Source organism: Kribbella sp. NPDC005582 (assembly GCF_040605415.1).
GTDB lineage: Bacteria > Actinomycetota > Actinomycetes > Propionibacteriales > Kribbellaceae > Kribbella.
Genome location: NZ_JBEXCU010000003.1, coordinates 525,002 through 545,361, shown reverse-complemented (window position 1 = coordinate 545,361; position 20,360 = coordinate 525,002). Strand labels below are relative to the sequence as shown.

The following is a 20,360-nucleotide window of genomic DNA, read 5'->3' as shown; positions in this document are numbered from 1 at the left end:
ACTCAGCCGACCTCGTTCTTGACCCGCTTGGACATCTCGGCCAGACCGGCGTCCAGGGACTTCTCACCGGTCATGATCAGCTCGTGCTCCTCGGTCAGGATCTGGTCGACGTCGGAGGACTTGTCGCTCACCGGCATCTCCAGCACGACGTTGTCGGGCTTGAACGCCTTCTTGGCCACGGCGTCGTTCGGTACGCCGTCCAGCGCGAAGTAGGTGTCGAGGATCTGCTGGCTCTGCAGCGACGGCGTCACGCCGGCCTTGGCCACCGCGGTGGCGCCGGCTTCACTCGATGCCCACTCGACGAACTTCTTGGCTGCCTCGGAGTGCTTGGACTTCTTGTTCACCGCGAACGCCGTCGGCGAACCGAAGGTGGTCAGCTTGCCGTCGGCGGCCCGCTGCGGCAGCGGCGCCATCCCCCAGTCGACCTTGGTCTTGCCGGACTTCGTGTCGGCCAGCAGTCGCGAGGCGTACCAGGTCCCCATCGGCATCAGGACGGCCTTGCCGGTCGCGAACATCGTGTCGTAGGTGACCTTCTGGCTGGAGGCCGTTGCCCACGGCAAGAGCGCGCCGCTCTGCTGCAGGCCCAGCGTCATCGCGTACTGGTCCTTCATGAAGTTGTAGTCGCCGCCCAGCAGGTTGCCGCCGGTCTGCGCCGCGGAGGTCGCCTGGACGATCGAGCGCCAGGTGTGCTGGTAGGCGCCGTACACCTTGGAGCTGCCGTCGCCCTTGGTCAGACTCTTGGCCAGCGTGGCGTAGTCGGTCCAGCTCAGGTTCTGCAGCTTGGACTCGGGCACACCGGCCTGCTTCAGCAGGGTCTTGTTGTAGTAGAGCACCCAGAAGTCCTGCCGGTAGGGCAACGCGAAGTACTTGCCGTCGAGGTCGTACGCCGACAGTCCGGAGTACTTGGCCGGGTCGAGCTTCTTGGCCTCGTCGGTGAGCGGCAGCAGCTGACCGCGGGTGCCGAACCGCGAGTAGTCGATGACGTTCTTCATCGTCAGGACGTCGGTGGTGTCACCACCGGCGAGCATCGTGGTGACCTTCTCGGCGTAGTCGTCGGCGAGGATGTCGACCGGCTCGACCTTGATCTCGGGATTGGCCGCCTGGAACCCGTCGATGATCGCCTTGAACTCCGGCGTCGTGGCGTAGTTCCAGAGCGCGACCTTGATGGTCTGCGGCCCGTCGGCGGCCGGCTCCGGTGAGCCGCCGCCGCAGGCGGTGAGCAGCGCCAGCGCTGCCGCGCCGGCCAGGGTGGTGACGAGGTGTCGCCTCACAACGATCTCCTTGACTTCGGTACTACGGAAACTGGGGTTTCAAGCGGCCAGCGGACTCAAGCCGTCAGCGGAAAGAGGTCGGCCGTGATCCGGCCGCGCACGGGTTCGCCGGCCACCCAGCGGGTGAGTTCGGCGAGCATGTGATCGGTGAGGCGATGGATCTCCGTACCGAGCGAACCGGCGATGTGCGGGGTGACCATCACGTTCGGGACCTCCCGCAGCGGGGAGCCGGCGGGCAGTGGCTCGGGGTCGGTGACGTCGAGGATCGCGAACAGCCGGCCGGTGCGGCACTCGGCCGCGAGCGCGGCGGAGTCGACCAGACTCCCCCGCGCCGTGTTGATCACCGTCGCGTGATCCGGCAACTGCGCGAGTTCGGCGGCGCCGATCATCTGGCGAGTGCTGGGCAGCTCAGGAGCGTGCAGCGACAGGACGTCGACCCGGGACAGCAGTTCGTCCAGCTCCACCAGTTCGGCACCGGCCGCGGTCACGGCGGCTGGGTCGGCGTGCGGATCGGCGACCAGGACGGTGGCGCCCTCGAGTGTCTGGAGCAGGTCCACGACCCGGCGGCCGATCCGCGAGAAGCCGACGACCCCGATCGTGCGCTGGTAGTTCGACAGGTCACCGAAGCCTTGCGGCCGCGACCAGCCCTGGTACGCCGTACTGGCATCCGCGGCGAGGAACGGCGCCTTCTTGCCGGCGAAGATGATGGCGGCCAGCGTGTACTCGGCAACCGGTACGGCGTTCGCGTCCGCCGCGCTGGTGACCACGAGATCGCGGCTCCACAGGCTGTTGTCCGCGACCGACCGGATGCTTCCGGCGGCGTGGAAGACCGCCTGCAGCTTCGGCGCGGCCGCCAACCGCTCCGCCGTCAGCCGGGGTGCTCCCCACGAGGTGATCAGAAGTTCGGCCGTCGCCAACCGGGTCCGCGCGTCGGCCGAGTCGAGCTCGTCGGTCCAGATCGGGTCGGGCAGCGCGACCAGGTCCGCCAGCCGGTCGAGCCGGGCCTGGTCGAAATGCGCCGCGAACACCTCGCGATCCATGACGACCAGCGCCTCACGGCGGTAAGCGGTTACCGTTGCTGTCATGTGAACATGAGATGACTAGAGTGTTCAGCTCCGCTACGGCACGTGCAGAGTTGATCGGAAACATTCAGACTCGAACATCGAGGTGAGGCGGGTGTCCGACGACCGGCTGTTCGGCGTTCAACGCCACGAACGGGTGCTCGACGAGCTGCGTCGGCATGGCTCGGTTCGGGTCAAGGAGCTGGCGGAACTGCTCGCCGTCAGCGAGCTGACGATTCGTCGCGACATCTCCGCGCTCGCCGCGCAGAACCTGCTGACGAAGGTCCACGGCGGCGCGACGCTGCCGACCGAGCTCGCGCCCGCGCCACGTCGCCGTACTGCTGCTTCGCCTCGGTTCACCATCGGCATGGTGGTGCCGTCACTGGACTACTACTGGCCGCCGATCGTCGGCGGTGCGCGCTCGGCCGCTGCCGCGCTGGGCGTCGCGATCCAGTTGCGCGGATCGAGCTACGACTGGGCAGAGGATCGGCGACAGATCCTTCGGCTGATCGAGGCGCAGCAGGTTCAAGGGTTGCTGCTCGCGCCGAACCTCGAAGGCGCCGACGTCGGCGAGATGATCGACTGGATCGCGAAACTGCCGGTCCCGGTGATCCTGGTCGAGCGGCAACCGCCGCGCTGGACGCCGACCCAGCACCAGGTCGAGTGGGTCCGCAGCGATCACGCGCTCGGCGTTGAACTCGCCGTACGGCATCTGTATGCGCAAGGCCACCGCAACCTCGCGCTCCTGCTGTCGAAGGGCAGCCCCACGTCAGCCCACCTCGCCGCCGGCTGGGCCAGCGTCTGCCACGACCTCGGCATCGCCGCCGACCTCGTCATCCGCGAGTCGGTCAACATGGACCAGCCCCGGCACCGCGACATCCTCGCCCACGTCTTCGACCGCTGCCGCACCGCCGGCACCACCGCCCTCGTCGTCCACTCCGACCCCGACGCGATGGCCGTCGCCCAGTACTGCGCCGAACAAGGCCTCGCCATCCCCGACGACCTCGCCCTGGTCAGCTACGACGACGAGATCGCCCACCTCGTCGAGCCGGCGCTCACCGCCGTACGTCCCCCGAAACCGATCGTCGGCCGCACCGCCGTCGAGCAAATGGTCGCCCGCCTCACCGAAGGCCGCCGCCGCCCCTCCCAACGAGTCCTCATCGTCCCCGAACTCATCATCCGAGACTCAACCCTCCCCCGCTGACCGATCAGGGTGCGGGGAGGGTGAGGGTGGAGTGCGTGGTGTCGGGCCAGGTGATGTGCAGGGTGGTGTTGTCGAGGGTCAGGTGGGGTGGGGGTTCGGGGGTGGTGGCGAGGGAGATGACGGCGGCGTAGAGCTGGGCCGGTACGGCGGGGGCTTGGGTGATGGGGATGGCGGTGTGGTTGCCGAGGGCCTCGGAATTGTCGGTACGGCGGATGTCGACCGCGGTGAAACCCAGGTGGGGCTGGATGGACGACGTGAGACCGGGGTGAGGATCGCTGGGTGAGGTGGGGCCGGGGTGGGGTTGGTTGGGTGAGGTGGGGCCGGGGATTTGGACTGCGGCGCGTTCGTTCACGACCGCGGTGGGCGGAGTGGTGGCGGTGAGGGGCCAGCCGGACATTTCTAGGAGCCAGCCGGGTTCGACCGGGCCGTCGATGCGGGCGAGGCGGACTTCGTGGCTGCCGCGGACGGCGGACGCCATCGCGATCGGCGGTCCCGCGACGACTGCTCCCCCGCGGCCTGAGCCGTGTTCGGGTCCGTGGTCATCGCTGGTACGGACCCAGTGCACACTAGCGATCGAGCTGCCGGAGCCAACCGTGGTGAAGCCGTTGCGATGCGAGAGGCCCAGCGAAGGATGGACGAGGCTGACGCTGTTCTCGAGCGGCTGCGCCCAATACGGCGAACTCAGCGGCGGCATCGTATGTGTCGAGTAGCCCAGCCGCGCGTAGAGCGGCGAATCGGCTCGCGAGTCACCCGGAACCGAATGGTCCGTCCCGTGGTTGACGACCCGCACGATCCCGTCCGACCGCGTCCCGCTGACCTGCCAACCCGGCACCGAAAGCTCAACCGTGAAGTCGGATTCCTCGACAGGCAAGGGTTCCTCGGCCGCGACCCACACGGGATGATCCGCCGGAAGCATCAGGCCGAGCATGCCCTTCACCGCCCAGTACGGCGATCCTGGACCGGAGTACGACTGTGCGATCCCCGGCCATTCGTCGTACCAGCCGAGCGTGAGCAGACCGCGCTGATCGGGCACACCGCGGTCGAGGAAGTGCTTGAGGATCCCCGAACTCGCCCGGCGCAGGACGCCCGGGGATTGCGAGGTGGCACCGGTGATCGCGCCCATCCACAGCGGCGCCGCGGCCGCGAACCGGTAGGTCAGGCTCCGCCCTTGGACCAGCGGCGAACCGTTCCCGCCGATCAGATGCACCGTCGAGTCGAGGAACGCCGACAGCCGATCCCGCCAGGCCGCCTGCACAGCAGCGCCACTCAGCGAAGGATCCATTGATGCCCAGAGCAACGGATAGACGTGCAGCGCCCAGCCGTTGTAGTGGTCGAACGCGCGCTCCGGCCCGTCGGCGTACCAGCCGTCCGCGCGATACAGCGACTCGTGGACCGCGAGACCGCTCTCGATATCCGCAGGAGACCACGGCCCGCCGACCGACTTGAGGAACGTCTCGACGACGATCTGGAACCAGACCCAGTTGATCGGCGGGTACTGCTCGCCGACGACGGTCGCCAGCCAGGCAACGATGTTCGAGCGGTCCCGGTCGTCGAGCCGGTCCCACAACCACGGCCGGCTCAGATGCAGTCCGAGCGCGATCGAACACGCCTCGACCTTGGCCTGCCCCAGCTGGTCCGGCCGCGGCCAGGCGTGCGGCGACGCGGGATCGGTCCCGGCCCGCAGACCCGCCGCGTACCACTCGGCGAGATCGTGCGGGTCCTTGCCGTCCTCCCCCTTCAACCGGATCGCCGCGAGCAGGAACGACCGCGCGAAGGCTTCCAAGGAGTCGCTGTCGGGTCCGTACGCGCTCTGCTGCCCGGGCAGGTCGATCCGGGCGTGGTCGGGCGAGGCCCAGCCTCGCACCGAGAGCAGCAACTGGTCGGCGACCGCGGCCCAGGAGTCGCGAGTCAGGCCGGTGAAGGGAGCGTCGGTCATCAAGATGTTCCTCGGGTCAGCGTCAGTTCGAAGCGATTGTTGCAGGGAGCAATGATCAGGCGATGGACGACAGGACCCCAAACCTGTTCGAGCAGCTCATCGTCGACAGCCCGCGTCTCCAGCTTCCCGGCCCCGAGGGAGTCGTCCCAGCGCAATTCCGCCAGCCGGCCGCCCAGTGACGAGACCACCAACCGACCCGGCTCATGCTCGACAGGTCGACCGGCGATCACGAAGTGCTCGACCACCGACGACCCCGCCGCCCACGTATCGACCACGCGGACGCCTTCGTCCAAGCTCACCGACCGGCGAAGATTTCCCGAGGGATAAGCGTCCGACAGATCGACGTCTGCACCGTCCCCGCGGATGGTGAAAGAGGTGGCTCGACACTCCCGACCGGCGGCCTGCTCCTGTCCGTCCACCACCGGCAGGTTGTGCCACTCGCTGCGGACGACCCACTGCTCGTACCTGCGTTCGGAGAACGAGATCGCGGTGTACGTCGGCTGGCCAAGGTCCACGAGGACCGGCGTCCCATCCAGCGCGGCGATGAAGGATCCGATGTCGTTGTGGTTGTGGTTCTCGTCGTTGTGCCCGCCCTTGACGGCGAGCGTCCAACCGGAATCCTCCCGAGCGACCAGCAGCTGCACGTCAGGCAGCCAACTCGACCGCGGCAACGGCTCCGGTACGACGGCAGCCTGCTGCCACTCGTCGTCGACCAGCGCGAACAACCTGCGCCCCAACCCGATCACGGCATCCGACTGATCACGATGGGCAGCCGCCTGAGCGATCACCTCGGCGTCACCCAATCGACGACCCCAACGGTGCAAGACATCCCAGGGCTGATTGGGCGTCGGCCGCGCCGGCCCGTCACCCACGTTCACGAACCAGCCATCGCCCAGAGCCATCCGCTGCGGATACCGGGCAACCTCCTCCAACGGCGCACAGCGCCATGGAGCGAACGCACCCAGCGTGATCCGATCGAGCAACTCCAGCGCACTCGCCAGCCGTGCCGGACCGTTCCACCAGTACGCGTAGCCCTCATCACAGCCGCCGTCGGCCGGCAGCGCCCGGGTGTAGCGGTCGAGTCCATCGACAACCAGGTCCACCGCGCGGGATCGGCGTACCGGGTCGGTCTCCAGGAACAGCGCCGCGACCAGCACGTGCCCGTGAATCCACGGGTTCCAGTTGTGCAGGTGTCCGTCCAGACCGAGCCAATGCCAGCGACGGTCAGTCAGAAACGGCTCCAGCACGCGCTGCGAAGCCTCCGCCCGGAGCCGACGGCGCAGGCCCGGCACGCGCTTGTCCAACGCCGGCCCGAGCACGAGGTCCGCCCACGCCAGGATCTCTACCGTCTCAGCAGCACCCAGATCGAGATAAGGCTCCCGCAGATCCGGAACGACCTCACCGCGCGCACTCGCGAACGATTCATGAGCAGCCCAGCACCAGGTCGTCTGCTCGCAGAGCAGCAACAGACCGTCGGCGGCTTCGTCGACGTACTCCTCTGAGCCGGTCAGCGCGGCCGCGAGCACCGCCGTACTGGTGCGCTGCCGCAACTCCCCCGCAGGATTCTCGTACGCCGTCCGTACGCCGTCCCGCCAGTACCGCGCGTAGTCCGACAACAGCAGCCGCGGCCAAGGCTGAGCGCGGTCCGCGGCAGCACGTTCCAGAACTGCCGCCGCGGACCGCGACTCCCACACCTCACGCTGGCCAAGATCCGGTACGCCGGTGCGAGCTCGCGCCGAGTCGAGCGCCGTACTGCGGATCGTCGGACTCAGGGCGTGCCAGCGCCGGGCAATCGACATCCGCCCACCTTTGCCGTTACGTCGTGCGCGGGCCAGAGTCCGAACACGATCGATCACGGCCGTTCAGACTCGAAGCTCCGATCAGGGCGTCCACGGCGCGCTGACCAGCCAGCTGGTGTCATCGGCGTAGACGTTGCTGCTGTCGAAGGCGTTGGACCCACCGTTGGAGGCGATGTAGAGCAGGTTGTTGTAGTGCCGGACGAATCGGTCGGAGAAGTTGAGCGATCTGAGCGAGACGCCCTGCCCGTTGTGGCCGCCCTCCGCGCAGAAGGTCGCGTCCTGGCCGAACTGCGCGCTTCCGTCGTTGGCCTGCAGGCTGAGCTGGTAGTTGTAGTGCCGCAGGTACTGGCCGGCGGTGTTCTTGGACTCGAACGACACACAGGAGCTGTTGGCCAGGCCGGCCCGGACGATCCAGGACGCGTTGCCCTTCTCGGTGCTCGAGCTGCCGTTGCCGATGACCGCGTTGTCCACGGTCGCGCCGTTGTGGTGGATGTAACGGTCGGTGCAGCACGCGGTGGTGGCGCGCAGCGAGACACTCGCACCCGGCGTCAGGCCGGTCCCGGCGGAGCTGGTGGCGTAGCCGGCCGCGGTGATGTTCGCCTGGACGGCGTTCTCGGTGGCGTCGGTGGGGAACCCGGACGTCATGACTCCTTCGTAGAAGGTGCCGCGGGCACCGACGCTGTTGTCACCGCCGATGCCGAGGATGATGGCGCCTTCCTTCTTCATCGGGTTGTAGCCCGCGACGTTGGGGCGGACTCCGTTGTAGAAGGTCGATACGCCGCCGGACTGGGCGTTGCCGCCCCGGATCGCCCAGTGGTTGGGTCCGCCCTTGACGATCGCGGTCAGGAAGCGGTGGCTGATACTCGGGTCGTTGGCGTTGTTGCCGGCGCTCACCCCGGAGAACAGGCCGTTCTCGAGGTCGGCCATGATCCACGGACCGTTTCCGGCGCCCGAACCCCAGCTCCTGCTGTTGCCGAAGTAGATGGCCTCCATCGTGCCGTTGCCGTTGTCCCGGCTGTTGGTCTCGGCGTTGCCGTAGTCGAAGCAGCAGCCGCCGTTGTAGTGCGTGCCGTCGAGTACGGCGTACATCCCCTCCGGCTGGTCACCGGTCGCGATGCCGTTGGTCTTGTTGTTGCGATACCCGGTACCGGGAGCCACATAGACGCCGTACGCCTTGTGTCCGCCGACGGTGATCGGTGCCGCGGTGGCGTTGGCCAGGTTGTCGTATCCGCCCGGGGCCGGGCCGTTGAAGCCGCCGGGAGGCGCCTGCGTGAGGCGGTTGTTGCGGCCGGACTGGTCGTAGATGATCGTGATCAGGCAGGTGGTTCCGGCGCAGAACGAGTCCTGGGTGGCAGCGTTCGCGATGCCACCCGCGGTCAGCGGACCGATGTCCCTGGTGGCGTTGTCCGACGCGCGCTTCACCTGGTAGAGCGCGCCGTTGTACGCGCCGTACAAGGCTCTGGTCGTGCTGTGCGCGGCGACGCAGGGCGTACCGCCGGCGGCGTACAGGTCACACGGCCCTTGGGTTGCGGCCTGCGAGGTGCCACCTCCGGCCACCAGGGTGGTGACGATGGTGGCGGCTGCGAGGAGAGCCGGGATGGCTGTCCGGTAGGAAAACAACGACTTTTTCGGCATGGCGGAGCCTTCCGTTGCGCTGGGGCGAGCACGAGTCGGAGCTAGATGTTCGCGCTAACATAAACCTGCGATCAAGGGAGCGCAATGCCTTGCTCCCGAAGCGCTGAGCCGGTATCTCTAACGAGCCCACCTTCACCGAGGAGACCGCCCCATGGACTCACCCTTGAACCGCCGAACCCTGCTCGCAGCAGCCGGTGCCACCGCCGCGAGCGCCGTCCTCAGCACCGGTACGGCGCACGCCGACGCGACCATCCGCGTCGATCCGGCCGCCGACCAAGGAGCCTGGGAGGGTTGGGGCACTTCACTCGCCTGGTGGGCGAACGTCTTCGGCGACCGCGACGACTTCGCCGACCTGTTCTTCACGACGAAGACCGTCAGCTACAACGGCGCCTCGCTGCCTGGCCTCGGACTGAACATCGCCCGTTACAACCTCGGCGCCTCCAGCTGGAACGCGGTCGGCAGCGAACGAATGGTTGCCTCCCCCAACATTCCGCGCTTCAAGCAGATCGAGGGTTTCTGGCAGGACTGGGGCAACGAAGACCCTGCCTCGGCAGCCTGGAACTGGAACGCCGACGCGAAGCAGCGCGCGATGCTGACCAAGGCGACCCAGCGCGGCGCGATCAGCGAACTGTTCGCCAACTCGCCGATGTGGTGGATGTGCTCCAACCACAACCCGTCCGGCGCCGCGGACGGCGGCAACAATCTCCAGTCATGGAACCACCGTCAGCACGCGCTGCACCTGGCCACGACCGCTCGCCGGGCCCGCGATCAGTGGGGTGTGAACTTCCGGACCGTGGATCCGTTCAACGAGCCGTCGTCTGGTTGGTGGAAGGCCGATGGCGGGCAGGAGGGCTGCCACATCGACGCCACGACCCAGCGCAGCGTCATCAGCAACCTCCGCACCGAACTCGATCGGGTCGGCCTCACCGGTGTCGGCATCTCGGCGTCCGACGAGACCAACTACGACCTCGCCCGCACCACCTGGAACAGCTTCGACTCCACCACCAAGGGCAAGGTGCGGCAGGTCAACGTGCACGGCTACCAGGGTCTGAGCGGCCGTCGCGATCTGCTCGGCGACGACGTACGGGCCTCCGGCAAGGTGTTGTGGAACTCCGAGCACGGTGACTCCGACGGCACCGGCATGATGACGGCGCGCTGTCTGCTGATGGACTTCCGCTGGCTCAAACCGACGGCCTGGTGCTACTGGCAGGTCATGGATCCGACCGCCGGCTGGGGCACGATCCGGTACGACGGCAGCTCGGCCCAACCCGGCGCGGTCGAGACCAAGTTGTACGTGCTGGCGCAGTTCACGCGACACATCCGCCCCGGGATGCGGATCATCAACACCGGCGTGGATTACGCCGTGGCGGCTCATGACGCAGCGGCGCAACGCCTGGTGATCGTTGCCGCGAACAACGGAGCCGCCCAGAACCTGACCTTCGACCTGTCGCCGTTCGGCACGGTGCCGAACGGCACGGCCACCCGCTGGTCCACGCTGACGTCAGGCTCCGGCGACCGGTACACGCGTCGACAGGACCTGACGGTCAGCGGGGAGCAGATCAAGGTGCCGTTCGCGGCCGGCGCCGTACAGACCCTTCAGATCGACGGCGTCGTCCGCTGAGCCTTCCTATCTCAGATATGCCGAGAGCGGGATGTTCTGGTCACGGATGGCCTTGGTGACGACGCCCGCGATCTGACGAGCACCGGCGGCTTCGAAATGGGTGTGGTCGTTGCAGAAGAACGCACCGACCGCACCCGAGCTGTAGTCGCCGTTGTTCGGGCACAGCCGCAGGGTGTTGTAGAGCGTGTAGCTCAACCGGTGCAGGTCGATGACCGGGACCTGGTTGGCGGTCGCGGCGGCGTTGGTCTCGCTGATGAAGCCGCGGGTGCCGACCGCGGTCGAGCCCGAACACCTGATGGCCGAGACCGGGGTCAGGAAGACGGGGTGCGCGCCACGAGCCTTGGCCGCGCTCGCCATCACGCCGAGCAGCTCCCGGTACCGGGCCGAGCCGACGTGGCGTGGGCAGTTCGGATCGCCGTCGTTGATCCCGAACTGGATCAACAGGTAGTCGCCGGCCTTCATGCCGGTCGTTGCATCGAGCATCTGTTGCCACCGCGTGGCGTAGGTGTTCGGGCTGATCACGCACTCACCGGCCGAGTTCTTCGTGCCGGTGACATTGCGCTCGTACAGCCAGGTCTGGATGCTTCGCCCGGCGACTGCGTTGTTCCGGATGGTGACGTTGGCGTTGAAGTAGGGAGCAGCCTGGTGCCCCCAGCCGACCGGGCAGACGGCACCGCTCGACGGCGCGGCCATCGTGGAGTCGCCGGCCAGCCAGACGGTGATGGGAGTCTGCGCCGTCGGCGCGGCCGCTGCGGAGGTCGGCGTCGACGCACAGGGGTTCGCAACCGCCGGCGTCGCCGTGCTCACGGTGACGGTCGAGAACACCATCGCCGCGCCGGTCAGGAGCGCCGTACGAAGTAGTGCTGATCGAAGCTTCATCGTGCACTCCTTACAAATAGTCGTCGAGGACGGCGGTGAGCCGGTTGGCGATCTTCACGTGACCGGCGTCGGTCGGGTGGACGTTGTCGGTGGTGTCCGTGGCCGGATCGATCCAGCCGGCCGTGTCGACGAAGCGGACCTTGGTGTCGCCGGCTGCGGCGCGAGCCGCCACCGCGTTCCGGGTCTCGGCGAGGTAGCGAGCGCGGAAGGTGCCCATGGCAAAGATCTGGGCCGAGGGATAGGCGCGCCGGACCCGATCGAGTATCGTCACGTAGTTCTGCTGGAACGTCGGTCCCGAGACACTGTGGCCGACGTCGTTGGTGCCGAGGTTGATCACGACCGCCGCGGCCTGGTACGTCGCGAAGTTCCAGTCGTCGGTGGTCGCCGTGTTCGACGACCGGCGGAACCAGTCGACCATGCCGTAGCAGTCCTTGTTGACCAGACAGGCGCCCCCTTGAGCGACCTGGGTGTGGGCCGTGCCCAGCCTCTCCCCCGTCAGCCACGGGTACGACGTGAACGGCCGGTTGGCGTTCGGCTGGCCGACGGTGATCGAGTCACCGATGAACTCGATCAGCTTCCCCGGTCGGCTGATCGAGGTTGTCTGTCCACCGCTGGCCAGGATCAGACCGCCGAAGACCGGATCACCGGTGTACGAACCGGCACGCTCCCGATAACCGATCCGAACCTTGTGCGTGCCACTCGCCAAGCCGGTCGCGAGCGTGACGTTGCCGGAGACGTTGCGCTTCCACTGCAGCGGCTTCCCGTCGACCGAGTAGTACAGATCGATCGCGTTGCGCTGCTTGACCCCGATCGAGCTCCCGGTGAAGGCGGCGTCGACGTACCCGCCGGCCCACCCCATCCAGTAGTACGACGAGTTCGAGCGGTTCCAGCGGCCGTAGTACTGGAGGTTGGTGTCGCTCGGCTGACCGCCACCGGCCAGCGTCGCTGCCTCGGTCGTGACGGCCGCGTTGCTGATCGCGAAGCTCGGGTGCGGGGGCTGGTTGTAGCCGGTGTTCTGCCACGCGACGGCCACCCGGTACTGGCGATCCTGCATCAGCGACGGGCGGCTGATCGACGTACTGTCCGTGGTGGAGTAGATCCGGAGTGCCTTGTTGTCGGAGGTTCGCCAGATGACTTCTTCCCGCCAGTCGCCGAGGATGTCGGCCTGGAGTGCGGGCGTCGACTTGGTGCCGTTGTTCGAGGAGACACCCGAGCCGGTCAGTAGCCGGGTGTCGCCGCTCGTGCCGTACTTGTCGATGTGGGTGCCGTCGAGCAGCTCACGCTGCGCGTCGCCGTCCCACCAGATCACGAAGTTGATCGAGCTCGGTTTGCGAGCAGCGACCTGCGTTCCGTTGGTGCCGCTGCGGAGACCGTCGACGGCAGCCGACCAGGCCTCGGCCCCGGGGTTGCCGGCCCAGATGTCCTCGGCAACGGCACGCCCGTTGTCGCAGCCGCACGAAGGTGCGCTCCAGATGATCTGTCCGGTCCGCGCGTCACCCATCCAGTGCGCGACCTCGCTCGTCGACTCCGACGGCTTGAACACCTCGAGGCCCGGCCGGGTCGGGATGAAGTCGCCGACGTGGTACGCGTCGCCGTGGTGAGTGCCGTTCTGCCACAGACCGCGACCGTTGTCGTCGATGGCCATCGAGCCGTAGAGCACCTCGTCGCGACCATCGGCGTCGACATCGGCGATGGACAGCTGGTGGTTGCCCTTACCGGTCCACTGACTTCCGGCGCTGTTCGAGTCGAAGATCCAGCGCTGGGTCAGTGCGCCGTTGCGGTAGTCCCACGCGGTGATGACGGATCGCGTGTAGTAGCCGCGCGCCATGATGATGCTCGGGCGCGAGCCGTCGAGGTACGCCGTACCGGCGAGGAAGCGGTCGACGCGGTTGCCGTAGTTGTCGCCCCACGAGGAGACGGTTCCGCGCGGCGGCTGGTAGTTGGCCGTCGCCAGCACAGCGCCGTCGGTACCGCGGAAGACCGACAGGAACTCGGGGCCGGTCAGGATGTAGCCGGACGAATTGCGGTAGTCGGCGCTCGCGTTGCCGATCACCTGGCCGGTGCCGGATCGCGTGCCGTCCGCGGTCTTCACCGCGACCTCGGCCTTACCGTCGCCGTCGTAGTCGAAGACCTGGAACTGCGTGTAGTGCGCGCCTGCTCGGATGTTGCGACCGAGATCGATCCGCCACAACCGCGTCCCGTTCAGCTTGTACGCGTCCAGGTAGACGTTGCCGGTGTAGCCCGCCTGCGAGTTGTCCTTCGCGTTGGTCGGATCCCACTTCACGATGAGCTCGTACTGGCCGTCGCCGTCCAGGTCGCCGACGCTGGTGTCGTTGGCGGTGTAGGTGTACGCCTCGCCGGACGGCGTCGTACCGCCGGGCGGGATCTGCAACGGCACATCGCGGCTGCTCGCGTTGGCGCCGTTGACGCTGTCGAGCGACAGCGAGTCCTCGGCCGCGAACTTGGCCTGCTGCTCGACTCCATCGGTCACCGCCTGTACGACGTACTTCGCGTCGGCCGTTCCGTCCGCGTCGACGAAGCTCGTCGGACCGCTGACCGGCGCGGCGTTCACCTTCGTGCCGTCGCGGTAGACGTTGTAGGTGACATCCTGCGGGTCGTCCGCGAGCATCCGCCAGCTGACCCGGTTGCCCTTCGGCGTGTGCACGCTGATCACACCGCGGTTCAGTGTGTCCGCCTGAGCCTTCGCCGCCGCGGGGCTCGGGCGCAGGAAGTTCACCAGGGACAGGTTGCGCTCACGGATGCCCTGGACGACCAGTCCGGCCATCTGGGTGGCGCCGTACACGGAGAAGTGGGTGTTGTCGTTCGCTTCCTTCGTGAGGTAGAGCTGCTGTGATGCTGTCGGACCGAGCGACTCCACCAGGGTCTTGCTCTTGGCGGTCAGGTCGATCACCGGAACGTTCGCGCTCTGACCGAGGGCCCGGATCACCGCGGGCAGGTCCACGCCCCGGCCGTTGATGTGCAGGGCCGTCGGGGTCAGCGAGTTGCCGCTGAACAACCGGCGTACCGGTGGTGTCATCAAGACCGGAGTCCCGCCACGCTCGCGGACGCCGTTCACCATCTTGGTGAGGTTGTCCCGGAAGGCCGTCGCGGTGGTGTCCTTGTCGTTGTGGCCGAACTGGATGAAGACCAGGTCCTTGCTCTTGATCAACGGCTTCAGAGTCGGGAACAAGGCGGCGTTGTTGAGGAAGCTGCCGGAGCTCTCACCGGAGTCGCCGTAGTTCGCGACGACAGCGCCGCTCTTCACGCGGGTGGGCAGCAACTGGCCCCATCCGGCGTACGGCGCGCCCGGCTGATCGCAGACGGTCGAGTCACCGGCGAGATAGGCGACCAGCGGCGCGGGGGCCGGCTTGACGCTGAGCGCACCGATCGCGGGTGCGCTGCCGTCGAACGTGAGGCTGAGGCCCGGCGTACCGGTGCCGCCTTGGCCGGTCGGCTGTCCTTCGGGAACGCGGACGTTGACCGTGGCGGTACTGCGGATCACCTGACCCGCGCTGGTCGAGACGGCCGGGAGCACCTGTCGGCGGGTCTCCACCGACATGCCGGTGGTGGCGGCCCGGCTCGTACTGCCGAGGTCGACCGTGACGTCGTAGTTGCCCGGGGCAACGTCGAAATGGCATTGGATCGGCGCGGTCCCCGAGCAGCCGGCCGGCAGCGCCGAGGGCGCCGCGGCGACCGGCACGGTACTGAGTGCCGACAGCGCGAGAGCAGACGTGAGTATCAGATGCGGCAGTCGAGACATGGGGCGATACCTCTTCCTCTATGGGCGAAGGAAAAGCAGGCGTGCGCGATCCAGCAGCGGGTTGGAGAGGGAGCGCGGCGGTCACGACTGGGAGCGTGAACACTCTGCGGAATCGCGCAATCACCATGATGAAAGCGTAAGTTTTCGAGGCTGACAAGACCTGATCCGCAAAACTGTGCACGTGAACAGTCGATGCGAATCGTTTACGTGCTCCGTCGGCCGGGTTCCGAAACACCCCTTGTAAACTGCCTGCATGGCGACGCCCAGCATCAAAGAAGTCGCCCAGCGGGCCGGCGTTTCGGTGGGCACCGTCAGCAACGTTCTGAACCGCCCCTGGATCGTTGCCGCGACCACCAGACAGCGCGTGCAGGACAGCATCCAGGCACTCGGTTTCGTCCGTAACGAAGCGGCGCGGCATCTCCGCGCCGGCCGCAGCCGAACGGTCGGCCTGATCGTCTTCGACGTCGCCAACCCGTTCTTCACCGCGATCGCCGAGGGTGCGGAGGCGCTCGCCTACGCGCACGACACGATGGTGATGCTCTGCAACAGCAAGACCGACCGGGTCCGCGAAGGCCATCACCTGGATCAGCTCGAGCAGCAACGCGTGCTGGGCATCCTGATCACGCCGTTCGACAGCAACGATCCCCGCCTGACGGCACTGGTCGAGCGCGGTACGCCGGTTGTGCTCGTCGACCGCACCGCGGAGAGCGGCCTGTGCTCGGTCAGCGTCGACGACCAGCTCGGCGGGCGGCTCGCCGGAAAGCATTTGATCGACACGGGACACCGCCAGATCGCCTTCATCGGCGGCCCGTTCAGCGTGCAGCAGGTGGCCGATCGGATGGCGGGGATCACCGCCGTCGTCAAGCAGGCCAAAGCCGTCAAGCTGCGGCACTACGAGGTCGACGTGATGGGCGTGACGGAGGGCCGGGTGATCGGCGAGCTGCTCGCCGCACTGCCCGCCGCGTCGCGACCGACCGCCGCATTTCTCGCCAACGACCTGCTGGCACTGGGCTTTCTGCAGGCGATGGCCGCGGCTGGATTGCGCGTTCCCGAGGACATGGCGATCGTCGGGTACGACGACATCGACTTCGCGCGGGCCGCCGCCGTACCGCTGTCGTCGGTGCGGCAACCTGCGGAGCTGCTCGGCCGGTCGGCGATGGAGTTGCTCCAGGAAGAGGTCGAGGCGGCCGACAGTCATCGGCATCGTCAGGTGATCTTCCAGCCCGACCTGATCGTCCGCGCCTCGAGTAACTTCTCCCGATGATCCTCTACGAGAACCCGCTCGCGACGGCCGACGATCTGGCCGGTTTCCGGCTCGAAGGCGCCGGCGCCGTCTCGTTCCCGCTCGGGCGCCTCCGGCTCGAAAGCACCAGGCCGGAAGGCGACGGCCAGGACGCGAACATCGTCCTCTGGTGCCCGGAAAACTTCCCGTCGGACATCGTTGTCGAGTGGGATTTCTGGCCGATTCGCGAACCAGGACTGTGCATTTTGTTCTTTCACGCGGCCGGCCGCAACGGCGAGGATCTGTTCGAGCTCGCGCCGCGGAGCGGCCCGTACGAGCAATACCACCACGGCGATCTCGACACGTATCACGTCTCGTACTTCCGGCGGCGCTGGCCGGACGAGCGTGCGTTCCACACCTGCAACCTGCGCAAGAGCCACGGCTTCCACCTCGTCGCCCAGGGGCCCGATCCACTGCCGTCGGTCCCGGACGCACAGGGCCCGTACCGGCTCAGGTTGTCGGTTCGGAACGGTCTGATCAGCTTCGCGATCAACGACCTGGTCAGCTTCGAGTGGTCCGACGAGCAGCCGCTGACCGGCGGCAAACTCGGCCTGCGGCAGATGGCGCCGCTGATCGGCGAGTACGCGAATCTGCGCGTTTCACGCGCCTGACGCCGACCCGCGAACAGTCCGGCGATGACCTCCGACCGGTCCCTGACAAGCGCTTTCCGAGCCCTTGACATTGAGACGATTCAACCATACGGTCACATCACTTTTCGCCCGCAGACTGCCTCGGCCAAGGAGTGACGATGAGCGGCACCGGTTGGTCGATCAAGCTGTATGACGTTGCAGACGAGGTGATCTGGGCGGTTCGGCTGAACTGCACCTGGCTCGCCTTCACGCTGCTCGGCGGGGTCGCACTGGGTATCGGCCCCGCTACGCTCGCGGCCTATTCGCTGGCTCGACGCAGGTCTTTCGGTGAATCGTTTCATATAGTGCCCGCCTTCCAGGCCGAGTTCCGTCGCGAGTTCCGCCGCGGCACCTTCGTGGTGCTTCCGGTGGTCGCGGCGGCGGTCGTCCTGATCGGCAACTACCTGTACTTCGCGTCGCTCGGCGCGAAGGCCGCACTCCCCCGCCTCGTCGTACTCGCCGCCCTGGCCGCCCTCGGCGTGATCACCGCCTACCTGCTCCCGATGGCCGTCCACTACGACCTCGGGATCCGCACGTTGTTGCCCAAGGCATCGTTGATCGCCCTGGCCCGCCCGGCCTCCTCGGTGGTGCTGGCGTTCGTCGCGGTCTGCATCGGCTACGTCTCGGCGAAGTTCCCGGTACTCGGGATCCTGCTGGCCGGCGGCGCCTGGATCCAGCTGAACACATGGCTCTGCCTGCGCTTCTTCGCCGAGAACGAGGCGCGCCTGCATCTGAAAGGGACCTCATGACCATCTTCTCCTCGAGGCGGATCGCGCTCGCCGCGTCGCTGACCTTGCTCGCCGTGGCCGGCTGCTCCGGTGGCGGCGACGACAAGGGCCAGGCCACCGACGAACTCACGGTGATGGCGCCGCTGTTCGGCACCGCACCGGATCCGGGCGGTGAGCTCCAGCAGGCGGTCGAGAAACTCATCGGCAAGAAACTCAAGGTCACCTGGGTGCCGAACGCGGAGTACGGCGACAAGTCCAACGTGACGCTGGCCTCGGACAAGCTGCCGGACGTGATGGTGGTCAACGAGAAGGGCCCGTCGTTCGTCAAGGCCGCCGAGGCCGGGGCGTTCTGGGACCTGACCGGCAAGCTCGACAAGTACCCGAACCTGAAGCCGGCCGACGAGCAGACCGCCAAGAACACGATGACCAACGGCAAGACCTACGGGATCTACCGGGTCCGGCCGCTGCTGCGCTCCGGCATCGTGATCCGCAAGGACTGGCTGGCCAAACTCGGCCTGAAGGAGCCGCAGACCGTCGACGAGCTGCGCGCGGTCGCGAAAGCGTTCACCGAGCAGGACCCGGACGGCAACGGCAAGAAGGACACCTACGGCCTGATCATCCCGAAGTGGCCCGGCAACTACGCCAGCGCCAGCCCGTACGACGTGATCGAGACCTGGTTCGGCGCGCCGAACGGCTGGGGTGAGCGGGACGGCAAGCTGGTGCCCGGCTTCGACACCCCCGAGTTCCTGGCCGCCAACAAGTGGCTGCGCGGGTGGGTCTCCGAGGGCCTGGTGAACCCGGACTTCGCCACCCTGGACAGCGCGAACTGGAACGACCCGTTCGTGCAGGGCAAGGGCGGCATGATCATCGACGTCAACGTCCGCGCCACCCAGCTGCTCGACCTGTTCAAGGAGAAGAACCCGAAGGACGCCGACAAGGTGACCCTGGTCGGCAACCTGAAGCGCTCCGACGGCAAGAAGTTCTCCTACCCGTTCACCGGCTACAACATGGTGATGGCGGTCTCCAAGCAGCACGTGCGGACCGAGGAGCAGCTCGACCAGGTTCTGCAGACCTTGGACAAGCTGCAGTCCAAGGAAGGCTCGATCCTGCTCACCAACGGGATCGAGGGCCGCAACTTCAAGGTCGAGGGTGAGTTCGCCGTACCGATCAATCAGGACGACCCGAAGATCAAGGCGATCCAGAACGACGTGGACAAGGCCTTCATCCAGCTCGGCACCCGCGCCAGCGTCGGTCTCGGCGCCTACAAGCTGCGGCCGGCCGACGAGGCCAGCCGGAAGATGCGCGACAAGTTCGACGTCCTCATGAACGAGGACCTGAAGACGGCGGTCTTCAACCCGGCGCTCGGGGTGATCGCGCCGACCTCGATCTCCAAGGGCCAGACACTGGACAAGATCATTCCGGACGCCCGGATCAAGTACCTGTCCGGCGCGATCAGCGAGGACGAACTGAAGGCCCAGATCAAGCGCTGGTACGACGCCGGCGGCACGCAGATCGCCCAGGAGGTCAACGACCTGTCCGCCAAGGTCGGCGGCTGACCTGTGGCCACCGATCTGGTGCCCGAGGTGGCCCAGCCCGCCGCGGAGGTCTCGCGGCGGGCGCCGGCCCCGAAGCGCAAACGCCGTACCAGGCCGTTGTGGCGGGACATGCTCCGCTACCGCTGGCTGTACCTCCTGCTCCTGCCGGGGCTGGTGTACTTCCTGGTCTTCAAGTACCTGCCGATGTACGGGCTCACGATCGCCTTCAAGGACTACGTGCCGTTCCTCGGCTACTCCGGTAGCGAGTGGGTGGGGCTGAAGCACTTCGAGGAGCTGTTCACCGGACCGGACTTCGGCCGGCTGCTCGGCAACACGATGCTGCTGGCGCTGCTGACGATCGTCTTCGTCTTCCCGGCCCCGGTCGTCGTGGCGCTGCTGCTGAACGAGCTGCGGATGAACGTGGTGAAGCGGTCCGTGCAGTCGCTGATCTACATCCCGCACTTCCTGTCCTGGACCATCGTTGCCTCGCTCACCTATCTGCTGTTCTCGGTGGACTTCGGCGTGATCGCGAACTGGGTCCACGGCCTGGTCGGCGGCCAGAAGACCGACTACGTGGCGCAGGCCGACTGGTTCCGGCCGCTGATCGTGGCGCAGCTGCTCTGGAAGCAGACCGGGTGGGGCACGATCATCTACCTGGCCGCGCTGGCCGGCGTCGACTCGCAGCTCTACGAGGCGGCCCGGGTGGACGGCGCCGGGCGCTGGCGGCAGTTCTGGCACATCACGCTGCCGGCGATCGCGCCCACCGTCGTGATCATGGCGATCCTGACCTCGGGCAACCTGCTCGACTCGGGCTTCGAGCAGATCTGGCTGATGACCACCTCGCTGAACCGGGACGTCGCCGACGTCTTCGACACCTTCGTCTACTCGATCGGTATCACGCAGGGCGCGTTCAGCTACGCGACCGCGGTCGGGTTGTTCAAGGGACTGGTCGGCGTCGTGCTGATCTTCGGCTCGAACTTCCTGGCCAAGCGCCTCGGCCAGCGCGGATTGTTCTGAGGA

Annotated in this window: 14 protein-coding genes; 7 read left to right on the top strand and 7 right to left on the bottom strand. The window is 67.2% G+C overall.

Translation table 11 applies throughout. The features are described 5' to 3' along the window. Nucleotides 1-2: 2 nt before the first annotated feature. On the bottom strand, nt 3-1,271 hold the full coding sequence (locus tag ABZS29_RS20330) for a sugar ABC transporter substrate-binding protein (RefSeq protein ID WP_355463813.1): 1,269 nt from the start codon (nt 1,269-1,271) through the stop codon (nt 3-5). A gap of 56 nt (nt 1,272-1,327) precedes the next feature. Beyond that, nucleotides 1,328-2,356, bottom strand: coding sequence for a hydroxyacid dehydrogenase (locus ABZS29_RS20325; protein WP_355463812.1), 1,029 nt, complete (start codon nt 2,354-2,356; stop codon nt 1,328-1,330). Nucleotides 2,357-2,447: 91 nt separating this feature from the next. Here ABZS29_RS20325 and ABZS29_RS20320 point away from each other — a divergent pair, with 91 nt between their 5' ends. Then, nucleotides 2,448-3,536 (top strand): substrate-binding domain-containing protein, encoded by a 1,089-nt coding sequence (locus tag ABZS29_RS20320; protein WP_355463811.1) that lies wholly within the window; start codon nt 2,448-2,450, stop codon nt 3,534-3,536. A gap of 4 nt (nt 3,537-3,540) precedes the next feature. Here ABZS29_RS20320 and ABZS29_RS20315 read toward each other — a convergent pair whose 3' ends face one another. From ABZS29_RS20315 to ABZS29_RS20305, 3 genes are all read right to left on the bottom strand, one after another. Further along, the gene (locus ABZS29_RS20315; protein ID WP_355463810.1) at nt 3,541-5,472 is read right to left on the bottom strand and encodes a DUF2264 domain-containing protein; all 1,932 of its coding nucleotides are present in this window, start codon (nt 5,470-5,472) and stop codon (nt 3,541-3,543) included. Continuing rightward, nucleotides 5,472-7,271, bottom strand: a complete 1,800-nt coding sequence (locus tag ABZS29_RS20310) for a heparinase II/III family protein (RefSeq protein WP_355463809.1) — start codon at nt 7,269-7,271, stop codon at nt 5,472-5,474. The genes ABZS29_RS20315 and ABZS29_RS20310 overlap by 1 nt, the downstream gene beginning before the upstream one ends. 81 nt (nt 7,272-7,352) lie before the next feature. After that, complete coding sequence (locus ABZS29_RS20305; protein ID WP_355463808.1) at nt 7,353-8,906, bottom strand: alpha-L-arabinofuranosidase B; 1,554 nt, start codon at nt 8,904-8,906, stop codon at nt 7,353-7,355. 151 nt (nt 8,907-9,057) lie between these two features. On the opposite strand from ABZS29_RS20305, the gene ABZS29_RS20300 reads away from it, so the two are divergent. After that, nucleotides 9,058-10,527, top strand: a complete 1,470-nt coding sequence (locus tag ABZS29_RS20300) for a glycoside hydrolase (RefSeq protein WP_355463807.1) — start codon at nt 9,058-9,060, stop codon at nt 10,525-10,527. Between the two features lie 6 nt (nt 10,528-10,533). Here ABZS29_RS20300 and ABZS29_RS20295 read toward each other — a convergent pair whose 3' ends face one another. Next, nucleotides 10,534-11,406 (bottom strand): SGNH/GDSL hydrolase family protein, encoded by an 873-nt coding sequence (locus tag ABZS29_RS20295; RefSeq protein WP_355463806.1) that lies wholly within the window; start codon nt 11,404-11,406, stop codon nt 10,534-10,536. A gap of 10 nt (nt 11,407-11,416) precedes the next feature. Further along, nucleotides 11,417-15,166: a GDSL-type esterase/lipase family protein gene (locus ABZS29_RS20290; protein WP_355463805.1), complete on the bottom strand. Its 3,750-nt coding sequence runs from the start codon at nt 15,164-15,166 to the stop codon at nt 11,417-11,419. Between the two features lie 253 nt (nt 15,167-15,419). Between ABZS29_RS20290 and ABZS29_RS20285 the strand changes: the two genes are divergently transcribed. The 5 genes from ABZS29_RS20285 to ABZS29_RS20265 all read left to right on the top strand — a co-directional run bounded on the left by ABZS29_RS20285 (nt 15,420) and on the right by ABZS29_RS20265 (nt 20,357). Then, nucleotides 15,420-16,430, top strand: coding sequence for a LacI family DNA-binding transcriptional regulator (locus tag ABZS29_RS20285; RefSeq protein WP_355463804.1), 1,011 nt, complete (start codon nt 15,420-15,422; stop codon nt 16,428-16,430). Beyond that, nucleotides 16,427-17,059, top strand: coding sequence for a DUF1961 family protein (locus tag ABZS29_RS20280; protein ID WP_355463803.1), 633 nt, complete (start codon nt 16,427-16,429; stop codon nt 17,057-17,059). The genes ABZS29_RS20285 and ABZS29_RS20280 overlap by 4 nt, the downstream gene beginning before the upstream one ends. A 137-nt stretch (nt 17,060-17,196) precedes the next feature. Beyond that, complete coding sequence (locus ABZS29_RS20275) at nt 17,197-17,826, top strand: DUF624 domain-containing protein (protein ID WP_355463802.1); 630 nt, start codon at nt 17,197-17,199, stop codon at nt 17,824-17,826. Beyond that, nucleotides 17,823-19,361: an extracellular solute-binding protein gene (locus tag ABZS29_RS20270; RefSeq protein WP_355463801.1), complete on the top strand. Its 1,539-nt coding sequence runs from the start codon at nt 17,823-17,825 to the stop codon at nt 19,359-19,361. Before ABZS29_RS20275 ends, ABZS29_RS20270 begins: the two co-directional genes overlap by 4 nt. A gap of 3 nt (nt 19,362-19,364) precedes the next feature. After that, nucleotides 19,365-20,357: an ABC transporter permease subunit gene (locus ABZS29_RS20265; RefSeq protein ID WP_355463800.1), complete on the top strand. Its 993-nt coding sequence runs from the start codon at nt 19,365-19,367 to the stop codon at nt 20,355-20,357. The last annotated feature ends 3 nt before the right edge of the window (nt 20,358-20,360 follow it).

Excerpts from the sequence above, each read along its gene's own strand:
- ABZS29_RS20290 (WP_355463805.1), bottom strand. The coding sequence starts at position 15,166 with ATGTCTCGACTGCCGCATCTGATACTCACGTCTGCTCTCGCGCTGTCG.
- ABZS29_RS20300 (WP_355463807.1), top strand. The coding sequence starts at position 9,058 with ATGGACTCACCCTTGAACCGCCGAACCCTGCTCGCAGCAGCCGGTGCC.
- ABZS29_RS20305 (WP_355463808.1), bottom strand. The coding sequence starts at position 8,906 with ATGCCGAAAAAGTCGTTGTTTTCCTACCGGACAGCCATCCCGGCTCTC.
- ABZS29_RS20325 (WP_355463812.1), bottom strand. The coding sequence starts at position 2,356 with ATGACAGCAACGGTAACCGCTTACCGCCGTGAGGCGCTGGTCGTCATG.
- ABZS29_RS20285 (WP_355463804.1), top strand. The coding sequence starts at position 15,420 with ATGGCGACGCCCAGCATCAAAGAAGTCGCCCAGCGGGCCGGCGTTTCG.
- ABZS29_RS20310 (WP_355463809.1), bottom strand. The coding sequence starts at position 7,271 with ATGTCGATTGCCCGGCGCTGGCACGCCCTGAGTCCGACGATCCGCAGT.
- ABZS29_RS20270 (WP_355463801.1), top strand. The coding sequence starts at position 17,823 with ATGACCATCTTCTCCTCGAGGCGGATCGCGCTCGCCGCGTCGCTGACC.
- ABZS29_RS20295 (WP_355463806.1), bottom strand. The coding sequence starts at position 11,406 with ATGAAGCTTCGATCAGCACTACTTCGTACGGCGCTCCTGACCGGCGCG.
- ABZS29_RS20315 (WP_355463810.1), bottom strand. The coding sequence starts at position 5,472 with ATGACCGACGCTCCCTTCACCGGCCTGACTCGCGACTCCTGGGCCGCG.
- ABZS29_RS20275 (WP_355463802.1), top strand. The coding sequence starts at position 17,197 with ATGAGCGGCACCGGTTGGTCGATCAAGCTGTATGACGTTGCAGACGAG.
- ABZS29_RS20280 (WP_355463803.1), top strand. The coding sequence starts at position 16,427 with ATGATCCTCTACGAGAACCCGCTCGCGACGGCCGACGATCTGGCCGGT.